A 13926-nucleotide genomic window follows, 5' to 3' on the forward strand; every position below is an offset into this window, starting at 1 on the left:
GTCAGCCGGTGGGCATCGCGTACGGCGTCTCCCCCCGCGTGGGGTCCTGGGCATGCCGTGCCCGCCGTCCGGTACGGGAACCGAGCCAGCCGAGCAGAAACCCGGCGGGAATGGTGACCAGGCCGGGGTTGCGGAGCGGGAACCAGTGGAAGTCGCGCCCGGGGAAGACCGCGAGCGGGTTGCCGGAGATCGCCGGGGAGAAGGCCATGGTCACGGCGGTGAGGAGGAGTCCTCCGTACAGCGCCCAGCGCAGTCCGTTCACCGTGAAGCCGCGCCACAGGGTGCCGTAGAGCACGATCGGCAGCAGGGCGGAGGCGGCGGCCGCGAAGGTGAAGGAGATCAGGACCTGCCGGTTCCAGTGCTGGGTCACGATGGCGAGGACGACGGCCACGACGCCGACGACCACGATGGCCGTACGGGCGGCGGCCAGCTCCCGGTTGGCCGAGAGCCTGCCCTTGAAGACGACCTTGGCCAGGACGTCATGGGCGAGGGAGGCCGCGGCGGCCAGGGTCAGTCCGGCCACCGCCGCGAGGGTGGTGGCGACGACCGCGCAGGCCACGACGGAGAAGAGCAGGCTGCGGTGGGGCTCCTGCGCCGCCGGGTCCAGGGCCAGGGTCAGCGTCAGCAGCGAGTCGCTGCCGGTGGGGTCGGAGGCGCGCAGGGCGCGGGCACCGACGACGGCGGTGGCTCCGGCGCCCACGATCACGATCAGCCCGAGGATGGTGGTGACCGCGCCCACCGCCCAGGTGGTGGCGGCGCGGGCGGCCCGCATGCCGCGGATCGGGTGGAGCCGCATGGTGAGATGCGGCATGCAGGCGGCGCCGACGGCGAGGGTGAGCTGGACGCTGATGACATCCAGGCGGCCGCTGAGCGAGTCGCCGTACTGGCGGCCGGACTGCCAGAAGCCGTCGCCGTAACCGCTGGCGTCGGCCGCGGCGTCGAAGAGGGTGAACGGGTTCCAGGAGAAGCGCTTGAGCACCAGAGCGGCCAGCAGGACGAACGCGGCGAGCAGCAGTACCGTCTTGAGGATCTGGATGAATCCGGTGCCCTTCATCCCGCCGAGGGCGGCGTAGCAGACCATCAGCGAGCCGATGAAGACGGTGCAGCCGGTGACCGCGCCGCTTCCCGGGATGCCGAGCAGCACCGCCAGCATGGCGCCGGCGCCGTTGAGCTGGACCAGCAGCAGCGGCATGACGACCACCAGCACCCCGACGGCGGTGCCGATGCGGGCGGGGCGTTCGCTCAGCCGCTCGGAGAGGACGTCGCCGAGGGTGAACCGCCCCCGCCCGCACAGCGGTCCGGAGAGGACCAGCATGAACAGCAGGATGGAGAGCACGGTGGACGAGGCGATGAGCACCCCGTCGAATCCGGCCAGGGCGATGGTGCCGGTGGTGCTGAGCACGGTGGCGGCGGAGATGTAGTCACCCGCGATGGCCAGGCCGTTCTGCATCGGGCTGAGTCCGCCGGTGCCGAGGTAGAACTCGGTGGGGTCGTCATTGCCGGTGGCCGCGAGGATGCACAGCAGGAACGAGACGGCCATGAAGCCCGCGAAGAGCACGAACGCGAGCGTTCTGGGATCGAGGAAGCTCACCCCTCCCCCTCCTCCGTCGTGACGGTGGACCGGCGGTGGGCCCGGACCAGCACGGTGAGCAGCACCGCCGTGTCCAGGCCGATCAGCAGGGCGCCCACGGTGAATCCGCCGCCCGCGCCGAGGTTGACGACGCCTTCGGCGGCACAGTTCACCACCACGGCGGCCACATGACAGGCGAGCGCGGTGCAGGCCGCCCGCGCCGGCCAGGGCCACGGCCCCTGCCACCGTGTGCGCCGCGCCGGCGGAGGCGGTGCAGTGGGGCGGGGCGGCATGGCGATGGTGCGGCGCGTGGTGCGGGGCTCGAGCTCGAAGGGCGGGACGGACGCGCGCCAGGGCTGGTCGTAGTCGGACATGTCGCGGCTCCTTGTGCGGGTTCCGCCCCATGTCACAGGGGCGGAATCGCCACGACAGCAGGTCAGCGCGGTCGCGTACAGCCCAACCGGCGGACCGTGTGACGGGTGCACATGATCGGCCGAGGGCCGTTGTGCACGCCCACATCGCCTCAGGCCGAGGGGTGCTGCTCAGGGTGTCAGCAGCCGGTGCGCGGACAGCGCGAGCGACAACTCCATGACCTCTCGGGGGTGGTCCAGGCAACGCCCGGTCAACTGCTCATAGCGGCGCAGCCGGTTGAGCACCGTGTTGCGGTGACAGAACAGCAGCTCGCCCGCGCGGCGGGCCGATCCCCCGCCGTCCAGCCAGGCGGCCAGCGTCGTCAGCAGCAGCTCCCGGTCGGCGGACTCCAGGGCCAGGACCGGTCCGAGCATCCGGTCGGCGAGCGCGGCCCCGAGGTCCGGGCAGGACACCACCAGCGCCTCCGGATAGCGCTCGTCCAGCAGCGCCGCCTGCCCGGCGGCCGGGCGGGTGCGCAGCGCCGTATCGGCGAGCCGGCGGGCCGTGTTCACCGCGGCGAGACCGGACACGGCGGGGCTGACCCCGGCCCGTGCGCCGGGCGGCACCTCCAGCCCGCGCACCAGATGCTCCGCTCCGTCGTCGCCGAGCAGCACGATGGCGTGGGCGGTGCCCTCCGCCGTATGCCAGACCGTACGAAGTCCCGCGCCCACCGTGGCGGGGTGCGGCGCCCGGGACGAGGCGTCGGCGTCCTCCAGCGCCACGACCGCGTAACGCCCCTGCTCGGGCAGGCCGAGGACCTCCTCCGCCTCGGGGAAGTCGCTCACCCGGGCGGTGCCGTCGAGCAGGGCCGCGACGATGATCCGGTAGCGGTTCTCCCGGTGCCAGGAGAGCTGCCGCTCGACCTCCTGATACGCCGTGGCGACGAGGGTGCAGTGCTCGTCGACGAAGTTCCATACGTCGGCGGCGACATGGACCAGCGACTGGGCGCCGAGCGGGTCCTCCTTGGAGGCGGTCTCCAGGAGCTGCTCCCACACGACGGTGCAGCCGATACGGTACGCGTGCAGCAGCGCGTCCAGCGGAAAGCCCTGCGCGGCCCGGTCGGTGCCGATGCGCCAGGCGCAGGACCTGGCCGATTCGCGCGTCTCCTTGGGGTGCACCAGCGAGCGCACATTGTTGCTGAGCGAGTCGTGGACCTCCCGCCACACCTCATGCGGGTCCAGGGAGGGCGACCGGTAGGCGGGCTCCCGCTCCTTCATCAGCGCGACGATTCGGTCCGCCAGCCGGGGCACCTCCTCGATGAGCACCCGGGCGGCGCGGTGCAGCAGCGCCACGGTCTCGGCATCGGCCCGCGACCGGATCGGCGGACGGGCGGCGGGCATCCGGGGCGGCGTCCGCCCCCGGTCGGTGGACAGGCGGGGGACGGCGCGGCCCTTGGCGGGGACGGAAGCGCGGGAGCCGGTGACTGGGTGCATGAACGTTCCTCCACCTGTGACGGGCAATGCGCAGCTCGACGCGGCAGCGTGAGGCCACGACCAGGTTGAATACCAGAGCCTGCCCCGCTATTGCACCATCGACATACCGGCGGGTCGGTGACTTCCGCGAATTCTCCTGCGCACCCGGCCGGTGGCGGCGCGCAGCCGCAGCGCGGTGTGGGTCGCGGCGCGGACCGGCATCGCGGGCCGCCCAACGCCGAGCGCCCGGCGCAGCTCCTCGTCCAGGAGGCTGTCGGCGGCGCTGCCCGCGAGCGGGCGGAGCACCCCGGGGACACGCCCGGCGAGCAGATCCCTGGCGGGAGCCCGCCAGGCATGGGCGGCGCACCAGCGCAGCGGGGCGAGGTCGAAGCAGGCCAGCACATAGCGGTAGGCGTTGTCGCTGATGGCCCACGGGGCGTGCAGACACTTCAGCGCGGGGACGGCCCGCTCACCCTCCTCGCCGTCCAGACCATGGCGGAACATCCGATACATCAACTCGCCGGTCGCCTTGGCGCGGACCCGGGTGTGCCGGGTCATCCGGCCGGTGGCGGTGAGCACCCGGGCGATCTCCGGTACCGCGAAGGTACGGCAGAACCCCAGATTGAGTCCCATCTTCAGATCCTGGGCGAAGATCACTCGAAATCTTCGGAATCGCGGCGGCCACCCTCCCAGAAGGTGGCCGCCGCTCCCCCGTGTGTTCCCCCGTCGGTGTGCCGACGCGTGGCTTTCGGGCTTACCAGCCCTTGGTCACGCGGTGGGCCTTGAGGGATCCGCAGTTCGATCCGTACGTCCAGGTGGACTGGTTGTCGATGCCCCCGGCCCAGTCCACGCACTTGCCGCGCCCGTCGCCGTACACCGGGCCCGCGTACGAGGTGTACGCGCCGCCGTCCTCGGCCGCCTCGTCGGCCCCCTGAACGTACAGGTAGGCGAACATCGGAACCGCCTTGCCCGTGGCGTTCCGGACGGTGACCACGCAGTTCTTGCCCTTGGCGGAGTTGTAGGTGAGGAAGACGGTGCCCTTGGTGCCGATGGGCGCCGAGTTCACCACCTTGTACCCGCTGCCGCACACCCCGTTGTACGCGGCCTTGGTGGCGGCCGATGCCTGCGGCGTCAGGGCCACGGTGCCCGCGATGGCGGTGGCGAGCACCGCGGTGGCGGCCATACGGCGAGAAAGATTCATTTGTCCCCCTTAATGATTCTTCATGGGCGTAGGCGCTGTTTGCGTCTGCCTAGGGAGACATGCCGGGCTCGCGGATGGTTGTACGGCATTCCACGACTGCTTCCGGGACTGCTTCCGGCGGGCCGTTGAACGCCCGGCCCTGGCTTCCCGTATTCGAGTGGACGGGCGACGCGTCCGTCGAACCGAACCGGAGGGCCGCACCGGATGACCTCGTATCGCACCGCCGCCGTGGGCGCTCTTCTCGGGGCCCTCCCCTGCCTGTTGACGGCACTGGCCGCTCAGCCCGCCCAGGCGCACGGGGCGCCGACGGACCCGGTGAGCCGGACGTTCGCCTGCTCCCCCGAGGGCGGGGGCGCGGCGCGGTCGGCGGCGTGCCGGGCGGCTCGGGCCGCCAATGGTCCGGAGGCGGCGGACTGGGACAACCTGCGCATCGCGGGGGTGGCGGGCAAGGACCGGGAGCGGATCCCGGACGGGAAGCTGTGCAGCGGGGGCCTGGAGGCGTACCGGGGGCTGGATCTGGCGCGCGCCGACTGGCCTTCGACACGGCTGTCGGCCGGGGCCGATCTCACGCTCACCTACCGGTCGACGATTCCGCACACGGGGACCTTCGAGCTGTATCTCACCAAGGAGGGCTACGATCCCGCGCGGCCGCTGAAGTGGTCGGACCTGGAGGCGAGACCGTTCGCCACGGCCAAGGACCCCGCGCTGATCGACGACGCGTACCGCATCAAGGCCACGCTGCCCGCCGGCCGGACCGGCCGTCAGCTCCTCTATACGATCTGGCGGAACACCAGCACCCCGGACACCTACTACTCCTGCTCCGATGTGGTGCTGGGCTCCAAGGCCCGCTCGTCGGAAGCCCCCTCGTCGAAGGCCGCCGCCCCGCCGTCCCAGGACGCCGCAGCGGACTCCCGCGCCACCTCCGGCACTTCTGCCACTTCTGCCACTTCTGCCACTTCCGAGGAGGACGACGGCGACAGCACTCCGGTGCTGCTCGCCGGCGGTGCGTCCGTGCTGGTGCTCGGCGCGGGCGCCGCCGCCGCCGTACGGTGGCGGCGCCCGCGCCGCTGACCGGCCGCTGTCACCGGTAGCCGTGGCGGGCCGTGACATGGCGCGGGTAGTAGCGCTCGTCGGGCGCGGGCCGGTACTCCTTCCAGCGCGGGGTGTCGCCGGTGGGCTGGTCGCCGAGGACGGTCACCCGCCGGCCCCTGCGGGGTTCGGTGTAGTCGTTGACGGCCAGGTGCTGGGTGGCGCGGTTGTCCCACATCGCGACGGCGCCGGGCTGCCAGCGGTAACGGCAGTTGAACCGGGGCGACTCGGAGTGCTCGAAAAGGTATTGCAGCAGGGCGTCGCTCTCCGGGCGGCTGAGCTGCGGGATGTGCGAGGTCCACATGCGGGTGACGTACAGGGAGCGCCTGCCGGTCTCGGGGTGGATCCGCACCACCGGGTGTTCGGCGGAGTGCTCGCCGGTCTGCGGTGTGTTGAGGACATGGACAGCCGTGAGCCCGTCGAGGAGTTCGCGCATCGGCTCGGAGAGCGTCTCGTAGACCAGGTACTGGTTGCTCCACATGGTGTCGCCGCCGGAGGCGGGACACACCTGGAGATGGAGGATGGAGGCGACCGGCGGATTGGGCTGGAAGGTCACGTCGATATGCCACTCGTCGGCCTTGGCGCCCTGGTCCGCGTCCAGGACGACGATCTCGGGATGGCCCTCGACCTTCGGCAGGAACGGATGGACCTCCAGCTCCCCCAGCCGCCGTCCCAGGGCGATATGCGCCTTTGGGGTGAGGTGTTCCTGGTCCGGGAAGAAGACCACGAGGTGCTTGAGCAGCAACTCGTGAATCCGGTCGAAGAGTTCATCGGTGAGCTCGGTCAGATCGACACCGCGGATCTCCGCGCCGAGTGCTCCGGAGACGGGGGTCACCATCAATTCGGAAGTGGACATGCGGTAAACCGTCCTCACATGGGTTGCGGTCGGCCGGCCGGGGCGGTCGGCACTCGGTGGGCGCGCGGATCGGGGAGGAGACCGAGCTGCTGGAGCCGGTCCAGCGGGGTCAGCGGGCGCGGGCCGAGGCCCGACATGTTGTGGGTGACGGTGTGCAGCAGCCGGGGGTTGGCACCGGTGTGACGGACGGCCCGGCGCCCGAGGACCCGGCCGCGCCACGACAGATCGGTGACCATCCGCGCCGCGTTGCCGCTGGTCCTGGCCGCCTGGGTGAGAAGGGGCGACTGCCGCTCGTGGTAGTCGCGCAGCGCGGCGTCCACCACCGCGGCCGACATCCCGCCCGTACGCTCCAACTGGTCCGACAGCCGTTCGGCGAGGGCACCGGCGCTGGTGATGGCGGTGTTCATGCCCTGCGCCGCCATCGGATGGACGGCGTACGCGGCCTCGCCGACCAGCGCCAGTCCGCGCCCGGCCAGCCGGGGCGACAGCAGCCGTCCGACGGGCAGCGTCTGGCGGCTGTCGAGATGGGCGAGCAGGGACGCGGTCAGCGGCTCCAGGGCGGGCACCTGGGACAGCGCTCGGGCGACCCAGTCGCCCAGCCCCCCACGTGCCGTGACGCCGCGCAGTTCATCGGGCCCCGCCTGGAGGTAGAGCCGCAACCGGCCGCCCGGCAGCGGATAGAGCAGCCGCAGCCCCCGGTCGGTGACATACGCGGAGAAGTCGTCGGCCCGCGCGGCCGCGTCGGCGTCGCCGATGTCGAAGGAGACCAGCCGGTGCGGATAGTCGGCCCGTTTGGCCTCGATGCCCGCCCAGGACCGCAGCCGTGAGGAGATGCCGTCGGCGGCGACCACGAGCGGCGCCCGCTGCTCGTAGACCCTGCCGCCCTCGGCCAGCCGCAGTCCGGTGATCCGGCCGGAGTCGTCGCGCAGCGGCGCCTCCGCGCGCACGCCCCGGCGCAGTTCGACACCCGGCCCGAGGCTCTCGGCCAGGGCGGCGAGGATGACCGTGTGGTCATGGGCCAGCAACCACTGGTCGGGGGCGGGCAGTTGGCCGTAGTCGAGGGACATCTGCGCGGTGCCTCGCGGATCGCGGACGACCAGCCGTCCGAGCCGGACCGCCCCCCGCGCGTCGAGCCGCTTCTCCACGCCCCAGGAGCGCAGCAGGCGCAGCGCGCCCGGCTGGAGCACCTCTCCCTTGGCGATCGGGCGGACCTTCGGCTGCTTGTCGACGACCAGGACGTCCAGTCCGAGGCCGCCGAGTGCGCGGGCCGCCGCGAGACCGCCGACGCCCGCCCCGCACACCAGCACATCGGGGCTCATCCCCGGCCTCCTTCTCCGGTTTCGGCCGCGCGAGCGGCCTCCGCCGAGCGGTAGTGGGCGAGGGCCCGCAGCGCCAGGCCCGCCGCGATGCCGTCGTCGGCGTAGCGGGCACAGCCGCGGACGTACTCGTTGACCGGGCCCGGGGTCCAGCCGCCGTCCGTCCGCTGGGCGTCGACGAGCCATCGGGCCGCCGCCGCGAGGGCGGGGTCGGCGGGGCTCAGCCCGGCGGCGAGCAGTCCGCGCAGCGCCCAGGCGGTCTCCTCGACGGTGCCCGGCCGGGTGTCCTCGCCCGGCTGGGTGCCCTCGCCCGGCTGGGTGCCCTCGCCCGTGCTCCATGAGCCGTCGGGGTGGCGGGTGCGCAGCAGCCAGTCCCTGGCCCGGGCCGCCGCCCGGTGGTGTTCCCCGGTGCGGCCCGCCCGGCTGAGCGCCTCCAGCGCCGCGGCGGTGCCGGGGGTGCCGCCGCGGTACCACATGGCCTCGAACGATCCGTCGGGTCGCTGCCGGCCGAGCAGCCAGCGCACCGCCTTGGCCACGCGCGGGTCGTCGGCCCCTGCCCCGGAGTCGAGCAGGGTGCCCACGACCTTGGCGGTCATCTGGGGGCAGGGCCCGAAGCCGCCCGGTTTGCTGTTCCGTACGGCGAGGCTCCAGGAACCGGCCGCGTCCTGGGTGGCGGTCAGCCACCCCAGTCCGGCGCGGACGTGGCGGTCGTCCGCGCCGCCGGGCAGCTTCAGCAGGATGGCGCTGGACTCGGCCGTCTCCAGGGCCATCGGCCAGCTTCGGGGACTGGAGAACCCCCAGTAGCCGGCCGGGCAGCCGAGGGCGTCGAACGGCTCGGGCTGCTGGTGGCGGTGGAGCATCTCGCGGGTGCCGATGAGCTGCGGGTCCTCGGCGTGACCGGCCTCGATCAGCGCGGCGGTGGCGAAGTTCGTCCAGGTCACATCGAGGGGCATGAGATCCCAGGAGCCGTCCGGGTTGGCCGCGGAGCGGAGCCAGCGGGCGGCGGCGCGGACCAGGCAGGGCGCCTGGCCGGAGCGGGCGAGGCCGAGGCAGATGAGTCCGGTGAGCCAGGGGTCGGTGCTGAACCCGCCGGTGGCGCCCTCCCGTTCGTAGGCGTCATGGACGATCGCCAGGGCCTTCGGCCGGGCCAGCCGGTCCAGGGCGCGACCGGCCGGGCCGCGGCGGCGGTGGGCGGACTGGGCGAGCGCCTGGCTCGCGTAGATGGGCAGCCGCAGGCTCAGCAGGCGGCGGCTGAGGCCGGGGAAGAGCAGCAGTTCCAGGGGGAGCCGTCGCTGGGCGCCCTCGTGGGGCAGTCCGGCGAAGGTGTGGAACTGGCGGATGAGGGCGGTCATCGCGGGTTCCGGGACGGCCCCGGAGCCGCCGAGCGCCTCGAACCGGGCCCGTGCGGCATGGACGGCCGATGCCGCCCGGCGGGGCGCGAGCAGGTGGAGCGTCGCGGCGGCGAGCGCGGTGGTGAGGGGTTCGGTGGGCACCCCGCGCATGGCCCAGCCGCCGTCGTCCCGCTGGTTCTCGCACAGCCAGGTGACACCGCGCTCGATGGTCTCGGCCGAGCCCTCCGGATCGGCGAAGTGGAGTGCGGTGAGGGCTCCGGCGGTGTTCAGCGGGGAGGCGTGGTGCGCGCCGAAGACGAAGGCGCCGTCGTCGCGCCGGTGGGCGAGGAGCGCCTCGGTACCGGCGGTGACGGCCGTGCCGACGCTCTCGGTCAAGGCGGAAGCGGGCATGGGAGCGGACCCTTCTGCTGGTGGCGCGCGGTGTTTCAGGGGCGTGGACCGGGAAGAGTGGGCCCGCCGTCGGCCAGGGGGGCGGGGAATTCATGCCGGGACCGCATCCGGCTCTGGGTGATGACGCTCACCGTGAGGAGCGGCGTCAGCAGTGCCAGGGCGGGCGTCGTGCCGGCGCCCGCGGCCACCACCGCCGCGGCCAGCACCAGGCGTTCGGCGACGAGGACGGCGTGGGCGCGCAGCGCCAGCGCGGGGGTGAGGTGCCCGGGCGACCGCAGCAGCAGCCCGAAGGCGCCCGCGCCGCACAGCGCCGCCGCCGACAGCAGCACGAGATAGCCGGCCGTGTCCCGCGGTACCAGCCCGGTGGCGGCGCAGGCCACCGCCACGGCGGCCAGATACAGCGCGGCGGCGGTGTGGGTGGCGCGCCGGACACCCTGGCGCACCGGCACGGTGGCATAGCCGCCCTCGCGGTCGCCGTCGACGTCGCGGAGGGTGCCGACGAGGTTGGACGCGGTGTCATGGGCCAGGAAGAGCAGGGCGAACGGCAGCGCCCGCCATGGTGGCCACGGCTGGACGGCCATCGCGCCGAAGAGCACGGTGAGGGCGGTCAGCACGCCCCGTATGAGATTGCCCGACAGGCCACGTCCCTTGAGCACCCGGCTGTAGGCCACGATGCCCGCCATGGCGGCGGCGGCCACGGCCACGGCGCGCCAGTTGGCCCACAGGGCCAGCGCGGCCACGGCGATGACGCAGCCGATGCCCGTGGCCACGGCGGCTCGTGGGCTCAACCGGCCGGAGGGGATGGGGCGTTGGGGCTTGCTGAGCGCGTCGAGGTCACGGTCGTAGTAGTCGCCGAGATAGTGGCCGGCGATCCAGCCGAGGGTCGGCGCGGCCCAGGCCACCAGCAACTGCCCCGTGGCGGGGTGCGCTCCGGCGAGGGTGGCTCCGGCGAGGCCGACCAGCCCGGGATACCACAGGGTGTACGGGCGCCAGGTCTGGAGATGGGCCAGGAGTGCGGTGCGCGGGGCCGCCATGGCGTCACCGGTCCCGGCTGACCGACAGATCGGCCACCGCCGCGAGCACGGCGGTGGCCCGGGAGCGGGGCAGCTCCGCCAGACAGGACTTGGCCCGGTCCGCCTGGGCGGTGGCCTGGTCCCGCGCGGCGTCGAGCGCGCCGGTCGCCTCCAGCAGCTCGTGCACGGTGCGCAGCGCGTCGGCGGCGGGCAGGGCGCCGCCGAGTGCCGCCTCCAGCCGGGCGCGGCCAGGCGCACCGGCCATGGCGTGGCAGAGCAGGACGGGGAAGGTGGGCCGGGCGGCCGCGATGTCGCTGAGGGCGGACTTGCCGGTGGTGCGGGGGTCGCTGGTGTACGGCAGCAGGTCGTCGTGCATCTGGAAGGCCAGCCCCAGATGTTCGGCGTAGGCGGTGAGCGCGTGCTGCTGGGCGGGGGTTCCGCCGCCCAGGATCGCCCCGCCCCGGCAGGCGGCCCGGAACAGCGCCCCGGTCTTCAGGGAGCTCATGGTGAGATACCGGTCGAGTCCGCAGCCGAGGTCGCCGCGGAGTTCGCCCTCCATCGCCTGGCCGCGGCACAGGTCGACGCCCGCCCGGGCGAAGACCCGCACGGCGCCCAGCACCCGGCCCGGCGGCAGTCCCCCGGCCTCTTCGGCGCCGTCGGTGAGCACACCGAACATGCCCAGCATCAGGGCGTCCCCGGTGACGATGGCGTCGGCGGTGCCGTAGCGTGCCACGACGGACGGACGGCCCCGCCGCATCGCGTCCCCGTCGATGACATCGTCATGGACGAGGGATCCCACATGGAGGTACTCCACGCTCAGCGCGGCCGGGACGACGGCCGGTCCGCCGCCGCCCACCGCCCCGGCCGACTCCATGAGCAGCAGCGGACGCAGCAGCTTCCCCGCCGGGAGCAGGGCGTACCGGGAGATCTGGTGGAGCCGCTCGGCCTCCGGCGGCCAGCGCCGGTCGAGTTCGCGCAGCAGAAGCTCCATGGTCGGCGCGGCCTCCGCCAGCGGGTCGGCCACATCGGTGACCGCGACATCGGGCGGCGTCACCGGGACGCCTCGCGGTACTTCCCGGCAAGCTCCGCGAACGCCCGGTTGGCGGCGGGCTCGGCGACGGTCACCCGTACCCCTTCGCCCGGTTTGCCGCACACCACCACGCCGTGGTCCGCGCAGAACTGGGTGAAGCGCTCCACACCGGAGGTCATCGGCAGCCACAGGAAGTTGCCCTGGCTCGCGGGCGCCTCCCAGCCCTGGTCGAGCAGGGTCCGATGGAGCCGGTCGCGCTCCTCGGCGGTCTCGGCGCACTGCCGGAGCACCTGCTCCTGGGCACCGAGCGCGGCGATGGCGGCCTCCTGCGCCACGGCGCTCACCCGGTAGAAGGGCAGCACCGAGCGGAGCGGGGCGAGCACGGGCTCATGCGCCACGAGATAGCCGACCCGCAGGCTGAGCAGCCCGTACGACTTGGAGAACGTCCGCACCACACAGACCCGTTCATCGGCGCGGTGCAGTGCGATGCCGTCGGCGACGGCGCCGGGGTCGGCGAAGTCCCGGTACGCCTCGTCGATGACGACGGTGACATGCGCGGGGAGCCGGTCGAGGAAACGAAGGATGCGCTCCTGGTCCAGCGCGGTGCCGGTGGGGTTGTTGGGGGTGCACAGCAGGACCATGCGGGTGCGGTCGGTGACGGCGTCGGCCATCGCCTTCAGATCGTGGTCGTATCCGGTGAGCGGCACCCGGACGGTGGTGGATCCGGCGTTGGCCGCCATCATCGGGTACGCCTCCCACGAGGGCCAGGCGTGCACCGTGTCCGTATCCGGTCCGGTGAGGGTGGAGAACAACTGCTGGAGCAGCGCACCGGAACCCGGTCCGGCCAGCACATGTTCCGGGCGCACTCCCAGATGTCCGGCGAGGGCCTGACAGAGCCCGGTGCCGAGGGCATCCAGGGTACGGTGGGCGGTCCGCGCGGTGCGCAGGACGGCGTCCACCACTTCGGGGAGCGGGGGGTGAACGGTTTCGTTGAGCGACATCTGGTGAAAGGGATTGCTCTCCGCGACCACCGGAGTCATGCGATTCCAGCCATCATGCATCGGGCACCATCCATCCATTCCAGCGGGGGATTCGGGCGGAGGGAGGAAAGTCACCGCGCCCGGGTCCCCTTGCCGGTCCGGCCGGATCGGTGGGGAGGAAACCGTTGTGGGCGGGCTGTGACCGTACGGGCAGCCAGTGCGGGTGGGGCCGTGTCCGATCGGTCAGTTCAATGAGCGGGTGCGGGCGAAATCCGTCACCATGATTTTGACGGTCTCTCGATCACGCGTCCAATTAGAGTCTTACGGGAATTGATAAACGATTTTTATCGTCCTGTAGTGATCGATCTTCGTCAGCTCACCGTACTCGCTGAGGTCTGTCGCGCCGGCTCGTACAGCGCTGCGGCGGACCGGCTCGGTTACACCCAACCGGCTGTCAGCTATCACATGCGCGCGCTGGAACGCGCCGTGGGCGTGCCGCTCACGGTCAAGGCGGGACGGGGGGTACGGCTCACGCCCGCGGGCCACAGACTCGCCGAGCGCGCCCAGGACGTGCTGGCCGGGCTGCGGGATGTGGAGAACGAGTTCGAGGCGCTCGCCGCGCGCACCCGTGGCCGGGTGCGGATGTCCTCGGTGCAGAGCGTCTGCGTCGCCGTGCTGCCCGCGGCGCTGGCCAGGCTGGGCGCCTCCCGTATCGAGGTGGAGGTGGAGCTGGGCCAGACGGACTCCCATGACGCGTACCGGCTGCTGGACGCGGGCGAGACCGATCTGGCGATCGTCGCCGACGATGAGACGGGAGACGCCTCGGGGGCCGCGCACACTCCGCTGCGCCGGGTCCCGCTGCTGGTCGACCGCCGCCATGTGCTGTTGCCGCGGGGCCATGCGCTCGCGGGGCGGCGCAGCGTCGGCCTCGCCGATCTGTCGCGGGAGCGGTGGATCCTGGAGCGGGACCGCGGGCGGCTGCTGCGGCGCTGCGCGGAGGCGGGGTTCGAGCCCCGGGTGGTGACCACGACCGATGACCAGGCGACCACCCTCGGCCTGGTGGGCGACGGGGTGGGCATCGCCCTGATGGACGGCCTCGGTCTGCTCCCCCGGCCCGATCCGCGGGTCGAGCCGCGCCCGCTGGACGACTGGCCACGGCGCCACGTCTGCGCGCTGCTGCGGCCGGAGGCGGCGCGGGTGCCCGCGGTGGCCGCCTTGCTGGAGGCGCTGCGGGCGGTGGCCGTCGAGCATTCGGGGGAGGTCGCCGAAGCGGCGACGGCCTGACGCCGAAGCCGGCCCATGCGCG

The 13926-nt window shown here is 73.0% G+C and carries 13 protein-coding genes; 2 read left to right on the top strand and 11 right to left on the bottom strand.

The genetic code is table 11. The annotated features are described in order from the left end of the window. Window position 1: 1 nt before the first annotated feature. From ACK1X7_RS03310 to ACK1X7_RS03330, 5 genes are all read right to left on the bottom strand, one after another. Window positions 2-1591: a cation acetate symporter gene (locus tag ACK1X7_RS03310; RefSeq protein ID WP_413114607.1), complete on the bottom strand. Its 1590-nt coding sequence runs from the start codon at window positions 1589-1591 to the stop codon at window positions 2-4. Continuing rightward, entirely contained in the window at window positions 1588-1944 is a 357-nt protein-coding gene (locus tag ACK1X7_RS03315; protein WP_390794541.1) for a hypothetical protein, read from the bottom strand. The genes ACK1X7_RS03310 and ACK1X7_RS03315 overlap by 4 nt, the downstream gene beginning before the upstream one ends. Before the next feature lie 168 nt (window positions 1945-2112). After that, entirely contained in the window at window positions 2113-3414 is a 1302-nt protein-coding gene (locus tag ACK1X7_RS03320) for a PucR family transcriptional regulator (protein WP_390794542.1), read from the bottom strand. A gap of 87 nt (window positions 3415-3501) precedes the next feature. Then, window positions 3502-4026, bottom strand: a complete 525-nt coding sequence (locus tag ACK1X7_RS03325; protein ID WP_390794543.1) for a hypothetical protein — start codon at window positions 4024-4026, stop codon at window positions 3502-3504. 121 nt (window positions 4027-4147) lie between these two features. After that, entirely contained in the window at window positions 4148-4576 is a 429-nt protein-coding gene (locus ACK1X7_RS03330; RefSeq protein ID WP_390794594.1) for a spore-associated protein A, read from the bottom strand. Window positions 4577-4798: 222 nt separating this feature from the next. On the opposite strand from ACK1X7_RS03330, the gene ACK1X7_RS03335 reads away from it, so the two are divergent. Further along, on the top strand, window positions 4799-5665 hold the full coding sequence (locus ACK1X7_RS03335; RefSeq protein ID WP_413114608.1) for a lytic polysaccharide monooxygenase auxiliary activity family 9 protein: 867 nt from the start codon (window positions 4799-4801) through the stop codon (window positions 5663-5665). 10 nt (window positions 5666-5675) lie between these two features. On the opposite strand, the gene ACK1X7_RS03340 is transcribed toward ACK1X7_RS03335, so the two are convergent. Genes ACK1X7_RS03340 through ACK1X7_RS03365 form a run of 6 tightly spaced genes read right to left on the bottom strand, consistent with a single transcriptional unit; the run spans window position 5676 to window position 12641 of the window. Further along, window positions 5676-6539, bottom strand: a complete 864-nt coding sequence (locus ACK1X7_RS03340; protein WP_385146513.1) for a TauD/TfdA dioxygenase family protein — start codon at window positions 6537-6539, stop codon at window positions 5676-5678. A 14-nt stretch (window positions 6540-6553) separates the two neighbouring features. Continuing rightward, entirely contained in the window at window positions 6554-7858 is a 1305-nt protein-coding gene (locus tag ACK1X7_RS03345) for an FAD-dependent oxidoreductase (RefSeq protein ID WP_385146515.1), read from the bottom strand. After that, window positions 7855-9597: a prenyltransferase/squalene oxidase repeat-containing protein gene (locus ACK1X7_RS03350; protein WP_413114609.1), complete on the bottom strand. Its 1743-nt coding sequence runs from the start codon at window positions 9595-9597 to the stop codon at window positions 7855-7857. The genes ACK1X7_RS03345 and ACK1X7_RS03350 overlap by 4 nt, the downstream gene beginning before the upstream one ends. Before the next feature lie 35 nt (window positions 9598-9632). After that, entirely contained in the window at window positions 9633-10631 is a 999-nt protein-coding gene (locus ACK1X7_RS03355; protein WP_390794546.1) for a UbiA family prenyltransferase, read from the bottom strand. Window positions 10632-10635: 4 nt separating this feature from the next. Then, window positions 10636-11664 carry a polyprenyl synthetase family protein gene (locus tag ACK1X7_RS03360; RefSeq protein ID WP_385146521.1) on the bottom strand — a complete coding sequence of 343 codons (1029 nt, stop codon included), beginning with the start codon at window positions 11662-11664 and terminating at the stop codon, window positions 10636-10638. Further along, window positions 11661-12641 carry an aminotransferase class I/II-fold pyridoxal phosphate-dependent enzyme gene (locus ACK1X7_RS03365; protein WP_385146523.1) on the bottom strand — a complete coding sequence of 327 codons (981 nt, stop codon included), beginning with the start codon at window positions 12639-12641 and terminating at the stop codon, window positions 11661-11663. The genes ACK1X7_RS03360 and ACK1X7_RS03365 overlap by 4 nt, the downstream gene beginning before the upstream one ends. A gap of 336 nt (window positions 12642-12977) precedes the next feature. On the opposite strand from ACK1X7_RS03365, the gene ACK1X7_RS03370 reads away from it, so the two are divergent. Continuing rightward, window positions 12978-13904: a LysR family transcriptional regulator gene (locus tag ACK1X7_RS03370; RefSeq protein WP_390794547.1), complete on the top strand. Its 927-nt coding sequence runs from the start codon at window positions 12978-12980 to the stop codon at window positions 13902-13904. Window positions 13905-13926 lie beyond the last annotated feature (22 nt).

It is taken from the genome of Streptomyces sp. CY-1 (assembly GCF_047218265.1).
Taxonomy (GTDB): Bacteria; Actinomycetota; Actinomycetes; order Streptomycetales; family Streptomycetaceae; genus Streptomyces; species Streptomyces niphimycinicus.